At 69.2% G+C, this 16,869-nt stretch carries 16 protein-coding genes and 4 pseudogenes; 8 read left to right on the top strand and 12 right to left on the bottom strand.

Annotated elements, in window-relative coordinates; genetic code table 11:
* Positions 1-31 precede the first annotated feature (31 nt).
* Positions 32-1,221: pseudogene (locus SY89_RS01875) on the bottom strand (M24 family metallopeptidase).
* Between the two features lie 373 nt (positions 1,222-1,594).
* Here SY89_RS01875 and SY89_RS16985 point away from each other — a divergent pair.
* Positions 1,595-1,771, top strand: a complete 177-nt coding sequence (locus tag SY89_RS16985; protein ID WP_189319088.1) for a hypothetical protein — start codon at positions 1,595-1,597, stop codon at positions 1,769-1,771.
* 68 nt (positions 1,772-1,839) lie between these two features.
* On the opposite strand, the gene SY89_RS01865 is transcribed toward SY89_RS16985, so the two are convergent.
* The 4 genes and pseudogenes from SY89_RS01865 to SY89_RS01855 form a co-directional block, all read right to left on the bottom strand.
* On the bottom strand, positions 1,840-2,448 hold the full coding sequence (locus SY89_RS01865; protein ID WP_054582930.1) for a hypothetical protein: 609 nt from the start codon (positions 2,446-2,448) through the stop codon (positions 1,840-1,842).
* Entirely contained in the window at positions 2,445-3,218 is a 774-nt protein-coding gene (locus tag SY89_RS01860; protein ID WP_054582929.1) for a nucleotide-binding protein, read from the bottom strand. The genes SY89_RS01865 and SY89_RS01860 overlap by 4 nt, the downstream gene beginning before the upstream one ends.
* Positions 3,219-3,267: 49 nt before the next feature.
* Positions 3,268-3,453, bottom strand: a complete 186-nt coding sequence (locus tag SY89_RS19440) for a membrane dipeptidase (RefSeq protein WP_394325745.1) — start codon at positions 3,451-3,453, stop codon at positions 3,268-3,270.
* A 131-nt stretch (positions 3,454-3,584) separates the two neighbouring features.
* A pseudogene (locus SY89_RS01855) lies at positions 3,585-4,274 on the bottom strand (dipeptidase); the annotation flags it as partial.
* Between the two features lie 82 nt (positions 4,275-4,356).
* Between SY89_RS01855 and SY89_RS01850 the strand changes: the two are divergent.
* Together SY89_RS01850 and hisH are read left to right on the top strand one after the other, a co-directional pair.
* A complete protein-coding gene (locus SY89_RS01850) occupies positions 4,357-4,953 on the top strand; it encodes a uracil-DNA glycosylase (protein WP_054582928.1) in 597 nt (198 codons plus the stop codon).
* Positions 4,954-5,056: 103 nt separating this feature from the next.
* Positions 5,057-5,710, top strand: coding sequence for an imidazole glycerol phosphate synthase subunit HisH (gene hisH / locus SY89_RS01845; RefSeq protein WP_054582927.1), 654 nt, complete (start codon positions 5,057-5,059; stop codon positions 5,708-5,710).
* Between the two features lie 233 nt (positions 5,711-5,943).
* Here hisH and SY89_RS01840 read toward each other — a convergent pair whose 3' ends face one another.
* Positions 5,944-6,138 carry a cold-shock protein gene (locus tag SY89_RS01840; RefSeq protein ID WP_049981878.1) on the bottom strand — a complete coding sequence of 65 codons (195 nt, stop codon included), beginning with the start codon at positions 6,136-6,138 and terminating at the stop codon, positions 5,944-5,946.
* Between the two features lie 117 nt (positions 6,139-6,255).
* On the opposite strand from SY89_RS01840, the gene SY89_RS01835 reads away from it, so the two are divergent.
* The 3 genes and pseudogenes from SY89_RS01835 (at position 6,256) to SY89_RS01825 (ending at position 8,431) form a co-directional block, all read left to right on the top strand.
* Positions 6,256-6,936 (top strand): TOBE domain-containing protein, encoded by a 681-nt coding sequence (locus SY89_RS01835; RefSeq protein ID WP_054582926.1) that lies wholly within the window; start codon positions 6,256-6,258, stop codon positions 6,934-6,936.
* A gap of 113 nt (positions 6,937-7,049) precedes the next feature.
* Positions 7,050-7,888, top strand: a pseudogene (pheA, locus tag SY89_RS01830) (prephenate dehydratase).
* Positions 7,889-7,957: 69 nt separating this feature from the next.
* The gene (locus tag SY89_RS01825; RefSeq protein ID WP_080506564.1) at positions 7,958-8,431 is read left to right on the top strand and encodes an Hsp20/alpha crystallin family protein; all 474 of its coding nucleotides are present in this window, start codon (positions 7,958-7,960) and stop codon (positions 8,429-8,431) included.
* Here the strand turns inward: SY89_RS01825 and SY89_RS01820 are convergent.
* Complete coding sequence (locus SY89_RS01820; protein WP_054582925.1) at positions 8,420-8,608, bottom strand: hypothetical protein; 189 nt, start codon at positions 8,606-8,608, stop codon at positions 8,420-8,422. The two genes, SY89_RS01825 and SY89_RS01820, sit on opposite strands and share 12 nt — an antisense overlap.
* A 109-nt stretch (positions 8,609-8,717) precedes the next feature.
* Here SY89_RS01820 and SY89_RS01815 point away from each other — a divergent pair, with 109 nt between their 5' ends.
* Together SY89_RS01815 and leuS are read left to right on the top strand one after the other, a co-directional pair.
* Entirely contained in the window at positions 8,718-9,125 is a 408-nt protein-coding gene (locus SY89_RS01815; protein WP_054582924.1) for a hypothetical protein, read from the top strand.
* A 346-nt stretch (positions 9,126-9,471) separates the two neighbouring features.
* The gene (gene leuS / locus SY89_RS01810) at positions 9,472-12,375 is read left to right on the top strand and encodes a leucine--tRNA ligase (protein ID WP_054582923.1); all 2,904 of its coding nucleotides are present in this window, start codon (positions 9,472-9,474) and stop codon (positions 12,373-12,375) included.
* A 123-nt stretch (positions 12,376-12,498) separates the two neighbouring features.
* Here leuS and SY89_RS01805 read toward each other — a convergent pair whose 3' ends face one another.
* The 5 genes and pseudogenes from SY89_RS01805 to trpA all read right to left on the bottom strand — a co-directional run bounded on the left by SY89_RS01805 (position 12,499) and on the right by trpA (position 16,865).
* On the bottom strand, positions 12,499-13,488 hold the full coding sequence (locus SY89_RS01805) for an ornithine cyclodeaminase family protein (RefSeq protein WP_054582922.1): 990 nt from the start codon (positions 13,486-13,488) through the stop codon (positions 12,499-12,501).
* 51 nt (positions 13,489-13,539) lie between these two features.
* Positions 13,540-14,700 carry a cytochrome P450 gene (locus tag SY89_RS01800; RefSeq protein WP_054582921.1) on the bottom strand — a complete coding sequence of 387 codons (1,161 nt, stop codon included), beginning with the start codon at positions 14,698-14,700 and terminating at the stop codon, positions 13,540-13,542.
* Positions 14,697-14,903, bottom strand: coding sequence for a hypothetical protein (locus SY89_RS01795; RefSeq protein ID WP_054582920.1), 207 nt, complete (start codon positions 14,901-14,903; stop codon positions 14,697-14,699). The genes SY89_RS01800 and SY89_RS01795 overlap by 4 nt, the downstream gene beginning before the upstream one ends.
* Positions 14,904-15,112: 209 nt before the next feature.
* Positions 15,113-15,919, bottom strand: a complete 807-nt coding sequence (locus tag SY89_RS01790; RefSeq protein WP_054582919.1) for a 2-amino-3,7-dideoxy-D-threo-hept-6-ulosonate synthase — start codon at positions 15,917-15,919, stop codon at positions 15,113-15,115.
* Positions 15,920-15,993: 74 nt separating this feature from the next.
* Positions 15,994-16,865, bottom strand: a pseudogene (gene trpA / locus SY89_RS15610) (tryptophan synthase subunit alpha).
* Positions 16,866-16,869 lie beyond the last annotated feature (4 nt).

Genomic DNA, 16,869 nt, shown 5'->3' with positions numbered 1-16,869 from the left:
GCTCGCGATTACGGGCTGTGACAGCCCAGTGTCAGCGCTCCGTGATGACGTTCGACTCGAGGTCACGCGGGTAGTACGTCAGCCACTCGACGCCGTCCTCGGTGATGGCGATCGTGTCGGAGTGGCGGTACCCCGCGTCCTCGGTGTAGATGCCGGGTTCGATGGTGTACACCTGGCCGGGCTGCATCTCGGCGTCGGCGTCGTCGACGTGGTCGTAGTCGCCCCAGCCCTGGTCGATGTACGGCGGTTCGTGGCCGCCGAGGCCGATGTTGTGGCCGACGTGGTGCTGGGCGAGGTCGGTGATCCCCTGCTCCTCGAAGAACTCCCAGACCTGCTCGTCGACGTGGGACAGCGGCACGCCCGGACCGAGCGCGTCGATGGCGATGTCCTGCGCTTCGACCATCAGCTCGAAGTAGTGCTCCTGCTCGTCGCTGACCTCGCCGACGAACATCGTCCGCTCGAGCTCGGAGCCGTAGCCGTCGACGTTCGCGGAGGCGCCGGTAACGAGCACGTCCCCCCGCTCAAGTCGCTGGTTCGGCGTGTGCCCGTGTGGGAGTGCGGTCTCGTGGGCGGAGATGTAGCCCGCGCGGGCCGGGCCGGACGCCCGGACGTTCTCGACGAACTGGTCGCCCAGCGTGTCGAGCATCGCCCGGGAGGCCTCCGTCGAGGCCTTCTGGGAGACGGTCGCCGGGTGGGCGCCGGGCTCGGTGTACTCGGCGAGGTAGCGGTGGGCGAGGTTCCCCCACTTGGCGGACTCCCGGATCAGGTCGATCTCGGCGTCGGTTTTCTCCCAGCGCATCCGAGAGACCCACGACTGGGTCTCCACGTCGACGAAGTCCGAGAGTGCGGGCCCCTCGTACCCCATCACGCCCGGCGCGCCGTCGGCGTCGGCGGCGACGGTCTCGGCGCCGAGCCCGTCGAGCATCTCGGCGACGACCTCGATGGGGCGGCCCTGCGGGTAGTCGAAGTAGTGGTGCACGTCGTCGATGCGGTCGACGGTTTCGACGCGCTCGACCTCCAGTCGCGGCACGACGATCTCGATGCGGTCGTCGGTGACCGCCAGACAGACCGGGCGCTCGGTCTGGACGTGCTCGAAGCCGGAGACGTAGTGGATGCTCGTCGCGGAGAACCAGACGGCGGCGTCGGCGTCGGTGTTCGCGAGCTTCCCCGGACTTCGCGGAGTCGGGACTGGTACTCGGCATCTGGGAGTTCAGTCGGCATGCCCGTCGAATCTGCCCCAGCGAGCAAAAGCCTCCGGGTGTGCCACACTCTCTGCCGGGTTGTCGGCGACGCCGTCGCCGGTCCCGAGTCGCGGGTGACGAACCCCTCATAGCGCCTTCGTTTGGGCGATCCGACGAAACCGGTTGAAAACGTCCGATAAACTGTTTCGGCGATTCTGAAGCGGTCGTAAAACGTCAGTCACCGCCTCGACACCCCGTAAAACGAAGCGAAGTGACCTGTACGAAGCTGGCGTTATACGTGGTCCCCCGTCTATGGGTTGAGTAGAGACAGTATGTCCACCTCCGAACCCTCCACTCTGTCGCGCGTCCGCGGCAGCGAGCTTCCCCGCTCGGCGATCTCGTTCGCGGCGTCGATGCTCGGTCCCGTCCGCGCCGCGGCGTTTTGGTCCGCGGTTGCCCTCCCACTGACGTACCTCCCGATGGTCGCCACTGGCGCGGTGTGGGACCGGCCGGTCGTGTTCTGTGCGCTGCTGGCGCTGAACGCCGTCGCGTTCCTCGCCGGCCATGGCCACGACCCCGGGACGGCCTGACGACTCGACACGCAACCACCCGCGCGGATCCCCCGCGTCCGCGCTCCCCGTGCAGTGTCCGGCCGGGGCTACTCCAACTCGCCGTCGAGTCCCCACTCTTCGGCCCGCTGTTCGGCCTCCGCTCGGGCCTCCTTCTGGATCGCGGCGATGCGCTCCTCGTCTTCGAGGAACGACTCCAGCGCGCTGGCGTCGCCGTCGTGGGCGTCGTCGGGCGCCCGCTCCCGGGTTCGGTCGGCCAGCGCGGGATCGTCCGCCAACTGCTCGGCGGGCGCGCCCGGCGGCACCGAGAACTCGGGGGCGTCGTGGACTGTCACGAGCGTGTCCGCGGGGAGTTCGTACAGTTCGACCGAGCAGGGGCCCGGCCCCGCGAGAGCGGCCAGGGCGTCGACGCCGCGGCTGTCGCTCCCGACCGGCCGGTCGCCACGTCCGAGCTCGTGGCTGTCGCCGCCTCGCTCCCCACGTCCGGCCGACCGTTCGCAGTAGGCAGCGCGGGGGACACCCTCAGCGAAGGTGATGACGCCCGGCTCGCCGTCGGCCAGCAGCGAGTCCGGTTCGATCCGGGCGTACCCCGTCAGCTCCCGGGAGAACGCGGCCCGGAGCGCGCTCGCGACGCCGACTCGGGAGCGAACCAGTCGGCCCCGCGGGATCTCCAGGTCGGCGGCGCCAGGCCCGGTCATGGGGGCTCGGGGATCACCGCCGAACGGAACCGATCGGCGACCGCGTCCTCGTCGCCGTCCTGCAGATCGAGTCCGTCGGCCGCCCGGCGGTACGCGGTTGCGGCCGCGGCGTCGGGCGCGTACGCGAGCAGGGGCTCGCCCGCCCGTCGGGCCGCCCGCGCGGCGTCGCTCTCCGGGACCGTCGCCAGCGTCGGGCCGCCGAAGTACCGCTCGGCCTGTTCCGCGACGCGGTCGATCGCCGCGTCGTCCTGCACGCGGTTGAACAGCACGCCGGCGGTTTCGGTGCCGTAGGACCGGGCGTACTCCTGCACTTTCAGCCCGTCCGAGAGCGAGGGGATGGTGGGCTGAAGCACGACCACCGTGCGGTCCGCGAGCACGAGGGGGAGCACTGCCGACTGCGACCCCAGTGCGGCCGCGGAGTCGAGCAGGAGCACGTCGGTGTCCGCGGCCAGTTCGGCGATGACCGTCCGCAGGCGTGTCGGGTCCGCGTCCCGAAACGCTGCCAGTGACGTGCCACAGGGGACCAGCGAGAGCCCGAACCGATCGTAGACGGCGTCCTCGACGGCCGCGTTCGAGTCGGCGAGCAGGAGGTCCTGAAGCGTGGTGTCTGCGTCCGCGAGGCCGGTGTGAAAACAGAGGTTCGCCATCCCCGTGTCGGCGTCGACGACGGTCACGTCGTACTCGTCGGCGAGGGCCATCCCCAGGGCGAGCGTGCTGGTGGTCTTCCCCACCCCGCCCTTGCCGCTCGCCACCGCCAGCGCTTCGACCATACGCTCGTTCACCCCGTTCAGAGGTTAAAAATTTCGCCCCGATGCCGGATTAGTTCCACCATGCAGCCAGTACGCGGCGCCAGTTTCCGTACGCGATGGCTTCCCGCGTGGGCCGGTCGAACCCCCGCGCTTCGAGCCCCGCGAGCACGTCCCGGAGCCCCCGTACGTCGCCGACTGCCTCGGGGATCGTCGCGCCGTCGAAGTCCGACCCGAGGCCGACGTGCTCGACGCCCATCCGGTCGGCGAAGTACTCGATGTGATCCAGCAGCGTCGACAACGACGCGTCGGCCCCGCGCTCGCCGTCCGGACGGAGGTGGGGGTGCCGAACGTGCAGCCGACGATGCCACCGCTGTCGGCGATCGCGTCGAGTTCGTCGTCGGTGAGGTTCCGCGACGACGGCGAGATGGCGTGGGCGCCGGCGTGTGAGACCACCAGCGGGGCGTCGATCGTCGCGTCGACGTCCCAGAAGCCGGCGGCGTTCAGGTGCGCCAGATCGACGACGATTCCCAACTCCTCGCAGGCCTCGACGAGGTCGAACCCCGCCTCGGTCAGCCCCGGCCCGATGTCCGGCGTGGCGCCGTGTTTGAACGGGGCGCCGTGGGCGAACGCGTTCGGCCGCGACCAGACGAGCCCGAGCGACCGCAGGCCGTTTTCGTATAGCGATTTAAGGTTTATAAGGTCCGGGCTGACAGCTGCTGCGCCCTCGATGTGGGGGACCGCGCCGACCGCCTCGCCGTCGAGACAGGCGTCGAGATCGTCGATACCGCCGACGACGCGGAATCGATCGGTCGCGTCGGCCCAGTCGTGGAGGGTCGCGAACTGTTCGTCGACGACGCGGCGGGCACGCTCGTGGTCGACCGCTGGCGGGAGCTCGTCGTAGTCGAGGTCGCCCTCGTTGGGCACGAACATGGCGAAGATCCCTGCGGCGAGTCCGGCGTCCTCGGCACGGGCGAGATCGAGGTGGCCGTCGCCGCTCTCGGCGAGGAACTCGCCGCCCGCGCGGTCGCTGGTGGCAGCCAGCAGTGTGTCGTTGTGGCCGTCGATGATCGGAAGCACGAGTGCTCCCTTCGCCGCTGTCGACTCGAAAGTTCCGGCGCGAAGCGCCACCCTTCAAGCCCGTCGCCGCCCGGGGTCCGGTATGAGCGAGACCGACGGTCTCTGCGTGGAGTCCTGCGAGCGCTGTCCGGCGCTGGTGGCGTCCAGGAGCCGCATCGTCAACGGCGTCGGCCCCGACGACGCCGATCTGCTGTTTCTGGGGGAAGCGCCCGGCCAGTACGAGGACGAGGGCGGGGAGCCGTTCGTCGGCCGATCCGGCGACGTGCTCGACGAGGCGCTGCGGGACGCCGGGCTCTCGCGTGCGGACGTGCGGATCACCAACTGCGTGCGCTGTCGGCCGCCGGACAACCGGGACCCGCACAAAGAGGAGCTCGCGAACTGTCGGGGGTATCTCGAGGCGGAGATCGCGGCGGTCGACCCGGATCTGGTGGTCACGCTGGGGAAAGTGCCGACGGAGCACCTGCTGGATCGCTCGGTCGCGGTAACGAAGGAAGCGGGCGAGGTGCAGGACGCCCGCGTCGGCGAGCGGTCCCAACGCGTGCTGATCTCGGTCCACCCCGCGGCGACGCTGTACGACGCCTCCCAGCGGGACACGTTCACCGACGCGATCGCGCACGCGGCCGAACTCTCCGGGCTCGCTGACGCCGACGGTGGCCAGTCCCGGTTGGGCGACTACTGAGTCGATCTCCTCACTCGCCGGCCCCGACGTTCAGCCACGGTGGGTTTGCGCTTTCGACGCCGCGACAGAAAGTCACTTGACCCACGGAACCGCAGGCTCGCGTATGGACACGCACGCCGACGTCGTCGTCGTCGACTACGGCCTCGGCAACCTCCGGAGCGTCACGAGGGGGCTCGAACGCGCGGGCGCATCGGTGACCATCACGGACGACCCCGACCGGTTCGACGACGCTGACGGCGTCGTGCTTCCGGGCGTCGGGGCGTTCCGCGAGGGGATGGAGAACGCGGACCCCTACCGTGACGCGCTCGAAGACGTGGCGGCCTCGGACACCCCGCTGTTCGGGATCTGCCTCGGCATGCAGATGCTACTCGCCGAGAGCGAGGAGGCCGAACACGCCGGACAGGGCGCCGTCGAGGGGCTGGGGTTCGTCCCGGGCACGAACGTGCGCTTCCGGGGCGACCAGAAGGTGCCCCACATGGGCTGGAACGAACTCAACGTGGTCCGTGAGCACCCCCTCGTGACCGGCGTCGACGGCGGCCGCGGCGGCTCCGTCGACGGCGAACACGCTTACTTCGTCCACTCCTACTACGCCGAACCGGCGGACGACCACGCGATCGTCGCCGACACCGAGTACGGCGTCACGTTCCCCGCGGTCGTCGCCAACGACGACGGCACCGTGTTCGGGACGCAGTTCCACCCCGAGAAAAGCGGCGAGACCGGGCTGACCATCCTGAAGAACTTCGTCGACCTCTGCTGAAGCGCGCGATCGGTTCGGGATGGCCGATTCTCCCTCGTTGGTTGCTCTCTGGCGGGGTTCCGTCCGCTTGTGGCATCTCTAGCGTTGTGCTCAGCTGCTGACTTGCCGCAACGTAAACCAATTACCGCGATACAGAAAACGATCGTTCTACTGTCAGCGGCATCCCTGTTGGGAAGCGCTGTCGCTCGTCGATCGTGAGAACGGGTTTGTCGCCTCGGGGCGACTGAGAACCGTTAGTTCCGGACGACGTTCGTCGCGCGCGGACCCTTGTCTGCCTGTTCGATCTCGAACTCTACTTCTTCACCCTCCTCCAGGTCGGGGCCGCCGACGTCTTCCATGTGGAAGAACACGTCGTCGTCCGCGTCCTCAGTCTCGATGAAACCGTAGCCGCCCGTGTCGTTGAAGAAATCAACCGTACCGTTTGCCATTGCAAACAAACGTACACCGCTCCCGGGGATAACCCTTCCGAGGGTCGTGGTACCACGATCTGAGTTGTCCCCGAGCAGCCCCAGAACCGTTTTGCCGGTGCTGCCCGCAGGAGGCGTATGGACGCAGGGTTCGACGCCACCCTCCGGGCCGACGGTGTAGCGTTCGGGCAGCGCGACGCCGAACTGCTTCGGACCGTCGACGACGCCGGATCGCTGAACGCCGCGGCGTCGACCCTGGGGCGGTCGTACTCCCGGGCGCACGACCGGCTCACCGATCTGGAGGACGCCTTCGGTCCGCTTGTCGAGCGCCAGCGCGGCGGCAGCGGCGGCGGGGGGAGCGTGCTCACCGATCGCGCCCACGACTTGTTGGCGGCGTTCGATCGCCTGCGAGTGGGCTACACGGCTATCGCCGAGACGACGGAGACGGTGCTCGACGGCGACGTGCTCGAACGCGAGGGGGAGCTGGGGATCGTCGAGACGCCTGCGGGCGAGGTCCGGGCGCTGGTGCCGCCCGACGCCGACGCCGTCGAGGTCGTCCTGCGCGCCGACGCGGTGACGCTGCACGAGCCCGCGGACGCCCCTGCGGGCGGCGCGACGAGTGCGCGCAACCGATTTTCGGGCACGGTCGTCGACGTCGAGCGGGGCGAGTCGGTCTGTCGGGTGTCGGTCGACGTGGGCGCCGAGGCGCCGCTCTCGGCGCTTGTGACCGAGGAGAGTCGGGAGCGACTGGCGCTCGAACCCGGCCGCGAAGTGGTGGCGTCGTTCAAAGCGACGGCGACGAGAACGACACCACGCTGACGGGCAAGCGTGGTAATACCGAAACCGAGGCCATCGAACTGGCCGACATCGCCGACCTGTAGCGGTTCCGACTTGCCGACGCGCTTTTCCCGAGCCCTCGCGAACGCCGTGGCATGCACGTGGTCACGCTGGGGCCGGCGGGGACGTACTCCCACCGCGCAGCGCAGTCGATCGCCGACGAGGGAGCGGTCAGCTTCCGGGAGTCGGTGACCGAGATCGTCGCGGCCGTCGCCGACGGCGAGTTCGAGCGCGGCGTCGTCCCCGTCGAGAACAGTATCGAGGGCTCGGTCGACGAGAGCCTCGACGCCCTGGCCGACCGCGAGGTGAGCGTCGTCCAGGAGATCGTCTCCCCGATCCGGCACGCCCTGCTCGCACGGGAGCCCGAGTTCGACACCGTCGCGTCCCACCCGCAGGCGCTGGCGCAGTGCCGGGAGTACCTGACGGAGAACTACCCCGACGTGGCCCAGGAGGCGGTGGCCTCGACGGCACGCGGCGTCGAGCGCGCTCGGAAGGACCCCTCAGTTGCAGCCATCGGCCACCCGGCGAACGCCGGCTCGCCGGGGCAAGCGGACGACGACGCGCACCCGCTCCAGCGCATCGCCGAGAACATCCAGGACCGGGACTCGAACGCCACTCGCTTCCTGGTCGTCGCCCCGAGAGCGAGCGCTCGGAGGCCGGCGGGAAAACCAGCCTCGTCGTCTACCCCGGCGCGAACTACCCCGGCCTCCTGCTCGAACTGCTGGAGGCGTTCGCGGACCGGGACATCAACCTCTCCCGGATCGAGTCGCGGCCGAGCGGCCGCCGCCTCGGCGACTACTGCTTCCACTTCGACATCGAGGCGGGCCTGTACGAGGCCCGCACTCAGGAGGCGCTGGCGGAGGTCGAAGCGATCTGTGCCGACGGTTGGGTCCGCCGACTCGGCTCCTACGACACCCACCACGTCGTCGAGTAGCGGCCTGCCCGGCCGGAGCCGTTTCCCGTGGCGGTAATCCTTAACAGCGCTCGGCTCGTTTCTTCAGATATGCCCAACCGACGCGATCCGTTCAAGGAGATCGAAGAACTGTTCGAACAGCTCAACTCCGGCTTCGCCGAGATGAGCCAGGAGTTCGACGCCGGCGGCGCCGGTGGCGGCATCCACGTCGACGTGGCCGACGCCGACGACGAGATCGTCGTCGTCGCCGACGTCCCCGGCTTCGACCCCGAGGAGATCGACGTGTCGGTCAGCGACCGACAGCTACGGATCTCGGCCGAGCGCAGCACCGAGACCGAGTCGGAAGACGAGGAGACGCAGTACTACCGCCGCGAGCGCAGCCAGCGCGCGGTCAGCCGGACGGTATCGCTGCCGACGGACGTGGACGAACACGAGGCCGCGGCGAGCTACGAGAACGGCGTGCTCACCGTCGAACTCCCCAAGTCGGGGGCGACGACGGGATCGACATCGAAGTCAACTGAGCGACTCCGCTCGGCCGGGGACTCTTTCGTTCTACTCCCGTAGCCAGCGCTGGACGCCCAGGTCGACCAGCACCGAGAACGCGAAAAACAGCGGCGGCACGAGCAGGTTGACGGTCCACTCGACCGACGACCCGGTGGCGTAGTCCCAGACGACGAGCACGACGAACACTGCTAGCGCGGTCAGCACTCGTCGACGAAGCGACTTGCCGGCGATCTCCATACCCGTGCGTCGGCGTTGCCCCAGAAAAGGTCCCGGTCTCGCCACGGGGGCGCCGACTGGCGGCTCGCCCACCGGTACCGTTTTGCCACTTTTCGCCCAAGCCGCGGCCGTGCCGCCCCGAGCTACCCAGCGCGTCGTCGCGGCGCTGTTCGGAGCGACGGCCGTCTGGCGGGCGCTCTCCGGCGTCGCGGCCGTGGTGCGCTGGCTCTGGCTCGGGGAGATCGTGGGCAACGGGTCGATGGCGCTCCTGTTGGTCTCGGTCGTCGTCGGCCCCGTGGTCGGCGCCGGCGCCGGCGACGCGGCGCTCCGCCGGGGGTTCTGGTCGCGCAGTCACGCCGCGCACCGTCGCCGAGCCGTCGCCGTCGGGGCGTTGCTGGTGCTGCCGTTGGTGGTGACGGAGGCGCTGGGCTGGCTGCTCGGTAACGGCCCGGCGTCGCTGCCGCTGTATGGAGCGGTGACACTGTCGGTGACGACGCTCGTACTCCTGGCGGTGTTCGGCTCAGGCCGCGACCAGTGAGACGACGGTGGCGGCGGCGCCGACGGCGAGTACGGGGACGGCGGCACCGAGCGTGAGATACCCCGCGAGCGCGCCCAGCGTGACCGGAACCATCGCGAGGAGACAGAGGAGACCGAGCCCGAACGCCAGCAGGGGGCATCGTCGCGGACCGTCGAGTGGGTACCGCCGGCGTTGGCCATTCGTGTCCGTGAGAGGGTGGGTTCCGTGCAAAAGCGCTTCGGTCACGAAACAGCCGTGTGACTGATCAGCACGCCACTCGACGGGCGATCCGTGACGACCGCCTCGCTGCCGGCCGCGGTAGTCAGAACTGATGGGTATTTTTACCGCCGGACCGGCACTCTCGGGTATGGACTACGACCCGCAGGCGATCGAGGAGCGCTGGCGGCAGCGCTGGCGGGAGGAGGGGCGGTACGAGGCCGACCCCGCCGACGGGGAGGGCGACAACGACGACGCCACCTTCGTCACGGTGCCGTACCCCTACCCCAGCGGCGGGATGCACATCGGCCACGCCCGCACGTACACGGTTCCGGACGCCTACGCGCGCTACCGGCGCCAACAGGGCGACAACGTGCTGTTCCCGATGGCGTGGCACGTCACCGGCACGCCGATCATCGGCGCCGTCGAACGCCTGAAGAAAGGCGAAGAGGAGCAGCTCTCGGTGCTGCAGGACACGTACAACGTCCCCGAGGAGGACCTGAGCGATCTGGAGACGCCGATGGGGTTTGCGGAGTACTTCATCGAGGAACACTACAAGAAGGGGATGAAGTCCCTGGGCCTCTCGGTCGACTGGCGCCGGGAGTTCACCACCAACGACGAGCGCTACTCGAAGTTCATCGAGTGGCAGTATCAGACGCTGAAGGAGAAGGGGCTGGTCGAGAAGGGGCTCCACCCGGTGAACTACTGCACCGACGAGGAGCAGCCCGTCACGACCCACGACCTGCTCGAGGGTGAGGACGCGGAGTTCCAGGAGTACACGCTGGTCCGCTTCCGCGGCGACTCGCCCGAGAACGGCGACGCGGACCGAGGAGGCGCGTCGGACGACGGCGACGCCGTCTTCCCGATGGCCACCCTCCGCCCGGAGACGGTCCGCGGCGTCACGAACGCCTACGTCGACCCCGAGGCGACGTACGTCCGCGCGACCGTCGACGGCGAGACCTGGGTCGTCTCGGCCGAGGCCGCCGAGAAGTTCGAACTGCAGGACCGCGAGGTCGAGATCGAGAGCGAGTTCGCCGGCAGCGAGATCGTCGGCACGAGCGTCGAGAACCCCATCACGGGCGAGGCCGTCCAGATTCTGCCCGCCGGCTTCGTCGACGCCGACAACGCCACGGGGGTCGTGATGTCCGTCCCGGCGCACTCGCCGGACGACTACGTCGCGCTGCAGGAGCTGCAAGCGCGCGCCGCCGACCTGCGCGAGTACGGGATCGACCCCGAGACAGTCCGCGATATCGAGCCGATCCCGATCCTCTCGATCGAGGGCTACGGCGAGATTCCCGCCGAATCCGCAGTCGAGGAGCGCGGCATCACCGCCAGCGACGACCCCGAACTGGAGGAGGCGACGAACGACCTCTACAACGCCGAGTTCCACTCCGGCGTTCTGAACGACGAGTACGGCGAGTTCGCGGGTGAGGTCGTCGAGGACGTGCGTGACCGCTTCCGCGAGCACCACGCCGGCGACGCCTTCGACACGATGCAGGAGTTCTCGGAGGAGGTCGTCTGTCGCTGTGGCGGCGACGTGGAGGTCGCCTACCAGGACACCTGGTTCCTGCGCTACAACGACGAGGAGTGGCGGGAGAAGACCCGGAGGGCGATCGCGCAGTTGGACGCGATCCCGGAGAACACCCGCGGCGAGTACGAGCACACCGTCGGCTGGCTGGAGGAGTGGCCCTGCATCCGGAACTACGGGCTGGGCACGCGGCTGCCGTGGGACCAGGACTTCGTCATCGAGCCGCTGTCGGACTCGACGCTGTACATGTCCTACTACACGGTCGCCCCGCACATTCAGGACGTGCCCGTCGAGGATCTGGACCCCGAGTTCTTCGACGCGATGTTCTACGGCGAGGACGCCGTTGACGATCCCGACGAGCAGGCGCTGGAACTGGGCGAGGAGTGGGACTACTGGTACCCGGTCGACTACCGCTTCTCGGGCAACGACCTGATCACGAACCACCTGACGTTCTACCTCTACCACCACGCCGAGTTCTTCCCCGAGCCGAAGTGGCCCGAGGGGATCGTCGTGATGGGAATGGGGCTGCTGGAGGGCCAGAAGATGTCCTCCTCGAAGGGCCACGTCGTCCTCCCCGGCGAAGCCATCTCGGAGTTCGGCGCCGACACGGTGCGGTTCTTCCTGCTGAACGCCTCCGAGCCGTGGCAGGACTACGACTGGCGCGAGGACGCCGTCGAGAGCACCCACGACCAGCTCCGGCGGTTCTACAACCGCGGGCAGGAGCTGATCGAGGGGCCGGAGGGTGACCGCGACGCCGTCACGGACGTGGACCGCTGGCTGCTGTCGAAGCTCCAGGCCACGATCGAGACAACCACCGAGGCGATGGAACGCTCAGAGACCCGAACCGCCACCCAGGCCGCGTTCTACGGCTTCGACGAGCACCTGAAGTGGTACCGTCGCCGTGCGGATCTCGACCGGCCGGGCGCACGCTGGACGCTGCGCCACGTGCTGGAGACGCGCCTGCGCCTGCTGGCGCCGTTCACGCCGTTCATGGCCAACGAACTCCACGAGGAACTGACGGGCACGCCCGCCGAGGACGCGCCGTGGCCCGCGGTCGACGACGACCTGCGCGCCCCCGATCTGGAACTGCAGGAGACCCGCGTGCAGGCGCTGGTCGACGACATCAACGAGGTCGCCGACGTGACCGACACCGACCCCGACACGATCCGCATCTACGCCGCCGCCGACTGGAAGCGGCAGGTGTTCGACGCCGTCCGCGAGGTCGGCGCCGACGTGGGCGCGGTGATGAGCGAGGTCATGAGCGACCCCGACCTGCGCGAACGGGGGAACGAGGTCAACGACGTGGCACAGGACGCCGTTGAGTTCGCCCGCGACTACGACGAGGACGAACTCGCTGACCTGCTCGACATGGACGAGGAGGCGGCGTACGAGAACGCGGCGGCGTTCCTCGAACGCGAGTTCGACGCCACGGTCGAGGTGTACGCCGAGGACGACGCGGACGTGGTCGACCCGGCGGATCGGGCCGACAGCGCGATCCCGTTCCGCCCGGCGATCCACCTGGAGTAGCACCTCGACCGTTTGCTGCGGTCGCTCGTTTTCGCTCGCTCCCAGACAAAAGGTCGGCCAGAGGCCGTCGTCCGCTGGTTCGAAGGGGGTTCGTAAACACAGCCCCCAACCGACTTCCGAAAATCAGGCCAGCCCGAGCAGGTCGAAGTTCGTGCCGTTGTCGCGTTCGTTTGCGTGCTCGTACACCACGTGGGCGGCGGCCACGTCCTGGATCGCCAGCCCGGTCGAGTCGAACACGGTGACGCCGTCGTCGTCGGTCCGGCCGGCTCTGTCGCCGACGACGATCTGGCCGATCTCGCCGTAGAGGTCGTCGTCGTCGAGCACGCCGTTGGCCCACGGGACGTTGATCTCGCCGGAGTGGGTACACTGGGCGTGGTCGTCGATCACCAGCTTCGCGTTCAGCAGCACGTCGTCCTCGATCTCGTGTTTGCCCTCGGCGTCGGCGCCCATCGCGTTGATGTGAGTGTGCTCGCCCACGTCCTCGGGGCCGAGGATCGGGCTCCGAACCGGCGTGACCGTCGAGAGCACGTCACAGTGGCCGGCGTCGCGCGGCGTGCCCGAGCGCACGGTGAAGCGGTCCGAGAACGTGTCGATGAACTCGTTCACGCGGGCCTCGTCGAGGTCCGAGACGACGACCTCCTCGATGTCGCGGATCTCCGAGATGGCTTCCAGTTGGGTGTACGCCTGGACGCCGGCGCCGACGATCCCCATCGAACTCGCGTCCTCGACGGCGAGGTGGTCGGTGGCGACGGCGGCGGCGGCGCCGGTGCGCTGCATCGTGAGCTCCGTGCCGTCCATGATCGACAGCGGGAACGCGTTCTCGGGCTCTGAGTAGATCATCGTCCCCATCACCGTCGGCAGGTCGAACTGCTCCTCGTTGTCGGTGTGGACGTTGACCCACTTGATCCCGGCCGCGTCCCACTCGCCCGTGTCGAGGTAGGCGGGCATCGACCGGAAGTCGCCGCTGTACTTCGGCAGGTCGATGTAGGACTTGGCGGGCATCTTGGCGTTCCCGTTCTCGTAGGCGGCGAAAGCCTGTTCGATGGCGGGGATCAGTTCCGCCATCGAGGTGTTGTGGTGAACGTCTTCGCTGTTGAGAAGCAGCGTCTCCATGGCCCGCAGTTCTGGAGGCTCGGCCTTAATTCTGTCAGTATCGCACGGCTCTCACCGCTTTCGAACGCGCAGGACGACTGGCTCGGTCGGCTTCGCGTTCGCACTCGCGGTTCGCGAGAGCGACTCCGTGACCGCCTCGAACCGGAAGGAAGCCAGCAGCACCGCGACTGCCAGGCGGAGTTCGAGCCGGGCGAACCGCATCCCGATGCAGTGTCGGGGCCCGCCGCCGAAGGGGAAGTACGCGTACTCCGGGCGGTCGGTCTCGCCGAGCCAGCGGTCGGGGTTGAACGAATCGGGGTCGTCCCACCAGCGCTCGTCGCGGTGGACGACACACTGCGGCAACGAGATGACCGACCCCTCGGGGACCCGATACCCACGCAGGGTCACGTCCGCCGTCGGCTCGCGGAAGAAGGTGTAGACCGGCGGGTAGAGCCGGAGCGACTCGTCGATGACGGCGGCCAGCAGCGGGAGGTTTCGGAGGTCCGCGGGCGTCGGCTCCCCGTCGAGGGTCGCGTCCAGTCGGTCGCGGAGGCGGCGCTGTGTCGCCGGCTGCGTCGCGAGGAGATAGAGCGTGTACGTCAGTCCGAGCGCGGTGGTTTCGTGGCCAGCGAACAGGAACGTCACGACGTTGCCCCGCAGCGTGTCGTCGTCGATGGCGCCCTCGTCGGACGCCGCCACGAGCATCGAGAGGAGGTCGCCCGGTTGGCCGCCGGCGGACCGCCGCGCCGCGACTTCGCGGTCGACGAGATCGTGGAGATCCGACAGCGACCGCCGGTAGCGGCGGTTCGTCGGCGTCGGGAGCCACTCGGGCAAGTAGGAGCCGAGGCGGGCGGTGTCGTATCGCTGGGTGATCGCGGTGGCGGCCCGCCTGACGGTCTCCCGCTCGGCCTCGGCGTCGATCCCCAGCAGCGTCGACGCCAGCACGCGGAGGGTGAGCGTCGAGGCCACCTCGTCGATCGCGACGGTCTCGCCGTCGTCCCAGCCGTCGGTCACGGCGCGGGTGTGGTCGACGACCGACTCGCCGTACCCCTCGATCTGCTCGCGGAAGAACGCTGGCTGCATCGCCCGGCGCTGGCGCTGCCAGGCGTCGCCCTCCGCGAGGAAGAGCCCGTCACCGAGCAGGCTTCCGAGCCGGTCGTTGGGCATCTCGCCTTTGACGTACTGCTCGTGGTCGTCCACCAGCACCTGCCGGATCGCCTCCGGATGGGTCACGGCGTAGCCCTCCGTCCCAAAACCCGATAGCGGGCCACGTCGCCGTGGTCGGAGAGCGTCTCGTAGAACTCGAAGGCGTCGTCGGCCAGCGAGAGCACGTTGCCGAGCACCGGGTAGCCGTCCGGCCCCGGCGGCGTCGCCACGCCGTCGGCGTCACCCGCCCGTTCCGCGAGATCGGTTGCGGTTGTGTCCGCGCTCGTCATGGATGATGATCCGTGCTCCGGCGGGTTGGGTCTTGACGCCCACAGGTGCGGGTGTTTATCTGCCCCACCCCAGTAGCGCCTGCTGACGTGGTGGCCGCCTGCTCGACTGTATCGAGTGCACTGATCGTGTCGAGCGCACCGCCTCGATGTGCCGCAGCAACGGAACGTCGGCGTTCGCTACAACCGCGCTGGCCTGGTGACCGCGCCGCTCAGTCCTCGAACCCGCCCGCGTCCAGCGCCGCGTCCACGTCGGCGTCGTCGTGGATGACCGCCGAGACGGCACTCGCGATCGCTTCCGGTCGCTCGTGCTGGAAGATGCTCCGCCCCATCGACACCCCGCTGGCGCCGGCGTCCATCGCCCCGCGGACCATCTCGACGGTCTGGCGGTTCGTCCCCTTGCTCCCGCCGGCGATGAGCACCGGCAGCTCCGTCGACTCGACGACGCGTTCGAAGGAGTCGGCGTCGCCGGAGTAGCCCGTCTTCACTAGATCTGCGCCGAGTTCCTCGCCCAGTCGGACTGCGTGACCGAGCGACTCGGGATCCGTGCTGTCGACGCCCTCGCCGCGGGCGTACGTCATCGCCAGCACGGGCATGCCGAACTCGCGGGCCTGTTCGGTGACCGCGGCCAACTGCTCGATCTGTTTGGGCTCATACTTGCTGCCGACGTTGAGGTGGAGCGAGACGGCGTCGGCGCCGGCCTGGACGGCCTCCTTCACGGTGCCGGTCACGCGTTTGTCGTCCTCGTCCGGGCCGATGGTGGTCGAGGCGTTGAGGTGGACCACGTAGCCCGCACCGTTCTTGTTCGGGTGGACGCGGGGGGCGATCCCCTTCTGGGTCAACACGGCGTCGGCGCCGCCGCGGGTGACGGCGTCGATGGTCGATTCGATGTCGGCCAGCCCCTGGACGGCGCCCATGGTGATGCCGTGGTCCATCGGCACCATCAGGACGTTGCCGTCCGTCGAGAGGCGATCGAGTCGTGCGGCTCTGCCGGCGTCGGTGGGTGTGAGTCGTGTCATGGTGAGCGAGCTACGTCCTCGGTGGTGTGCTACTCTGTGGCAACCGGGGCTTGAGAGTTGCGCTCCGTCGCTCCCTATTGCCCTTCCGCTTCCGGCGATTCACGGGCGCCGCGGCGGGCACCCTCCTTCAGTTCGCGGGCTTTCTCACGCAGGTCGTCGGCGACGGCGGCGGTGGCGCGGTCGTTCTCGACGCCGTCGGCGACGATGTCCACGAGCGCGGAGCCGACGATGATGCCGTCGGCGCCCGCCGAGACGACGCGGGCGGCGTGGTCGCCCGTGGAGATGCCGAAGCCGACCGCCTTGGGCACGTCCCAGTCGGCGATCCGGGCGAGGCTCTCGGCGGTCTGGTCGGACACGTCGGTCTGGGCGCCGGTGACGCCCATGCGGGCCTGCACGTACACGTAGCCCGAGACCTGCTCGCGGATCGTGTCGAGGCGGCTCTCGGTCGTCGTCGGCGCGACGATGAACACGAGGTCGAGGCCGAACTCGTCGCAGGCCTCGCGGAGGGCGTCGGCCTCCTCCGCGGGGAGGTCCGGGACGACGAAGCCGTCGATGCCGACCTCCGCGGCGCGTTCGACGAACGGGCGCGGGCCGGGCGCGGTGTAGTCGCCCTCGCCCGCGGCGGTGCCGGAGTCGGCGCCGTAGCGGAAGATGAGGTTGTAGTACGTCATACAGACCAGCGGCACGTCCACCTCGAGGTCGTCGACGAACTCGAAGTACGCCTCGGGGTGATACCGCCCGAGAGCGACCGCACGACCGCCTTCTGGATCGTCGGCCCCTCCGCGATCGGCTCCGAGAACGGCAGGCCGAGTTCGACGCAGTCGGCGCCGCCCTCGACGAGGGCTTCGACGTAGGCCTTCGAGGCCGCGAGGTCCGGGTCGCCGACCGCGAGGTAGGGGATGAACGCCGGGTCGTCGGCGTCGAACGCCGCCGGCAGCCGGCTCATAGTC

This window comes from Halolamina pelagica (genome assembly GCF_001307315.1).
Lineage (GTDB): Archaea > Halobacteriota > Halobacteria > Halobacteriales > Haloferacaceae > Halolamina > Halolamina pelagica_B.
Note: the sequence above shows the minus strand (reverse complement) of the source record. Positions and strands in the feature narration are given on the sequence as shown.

Coding starts and splice junctions, on each gene's coding strand:
- SY89_RS16985 (WP_189319088.1), top strand. CDS start 1,595: ATGCTCGGTCCCGTCCGCGCCGCGGCGTTTTGGTCCGCGGTTGCCCTC.
- SY89_RS01865 (WP_054582930.1), bottom strand. CDS start 2,448: ATGACCGGGCCTGGCGCCGCCGACCTGGAGATCCCGCGGGGCCGACTG.
- SY89_RS01860 (WP_054582929.1), bottom strand. CDS start 3,218: ATGGTCGAAGCGCTGGCGGTGGCGAGCGGCAAGGGCGGGGTGGGGAAG.
- SY89_RS19440 (WP_394325745.1), bottom strand. CDS start 3,453: ATGGGCGTCGAGCACGTCGGCCTCGGGTCGGACTTCGACGGCGCGACG.
- SY89_RS01850 (WP_054582928.1), top strand. CDS start 4,357: ATGAGCGAGACCGACGGTCTCTGCGTGGAGTCCTGCGAGCGCTGTCCG.
- hisH (WP_054582927.1), top strand. CDS start 5,057: ATGGACACGCACGCCGACGTCGTCGTCGTCGACTACGGCCTCGGCAAC.
- SY89_RS01840 (WP_049981878.1), bottom strand. CDS start 6,138: ATGGCAAACGGTACGGTTGATTTCTTCAACGACACGGGCGGCTACGGT.
- SY89_RS01835 (WP_054582926.1), top strand. CDS start 6,256: ATGGACGCAGGGTTCGACGCCACCCTCCGGGCCGACGGTGTAGCGTTC.
- SY89_RS01825 (WP_080506564.1), top strand. CDS start 7,958: ATGCCCAACCGACGCGATCCGTTCAAGGAGATCGAAGAACTGTTCGAA.
- SY89_RS01820 (WP_054582925.1), bottom strand. CDS start 8,608: ATGGAGATCGCCGGCAAGTCGCTTCGTCGACGAGTGCTGACCGCGCTA.
- leuS (WP_054582923.1), top strand. CDS start 9,472: ATGGACTACGACCCGCAGGCGATCGAGGAGCGCTGGCGGCAGCGCTGG.
- SY89_RS01805 (WP_054582922.1), bottom strand. CDS start 13,488: ATGGAGACGCTGCTTCTCAACAGCGAAGACGTTCACCACAACACCTCG.
- SY89_RS01795 (WP_054582920.1), bottom strand. CDS start 14,903: ATGACGAGCGCGGACACAACCGCAACCGATCTCGCGGAACGGGCGGGT.
- SY89_RS01790 (WP_054582919.1), bottom strand. CDS start 15,919: ATGACACGACTCACACCCACCGACGCCGGCAGAGCCGCACGACTCGAT.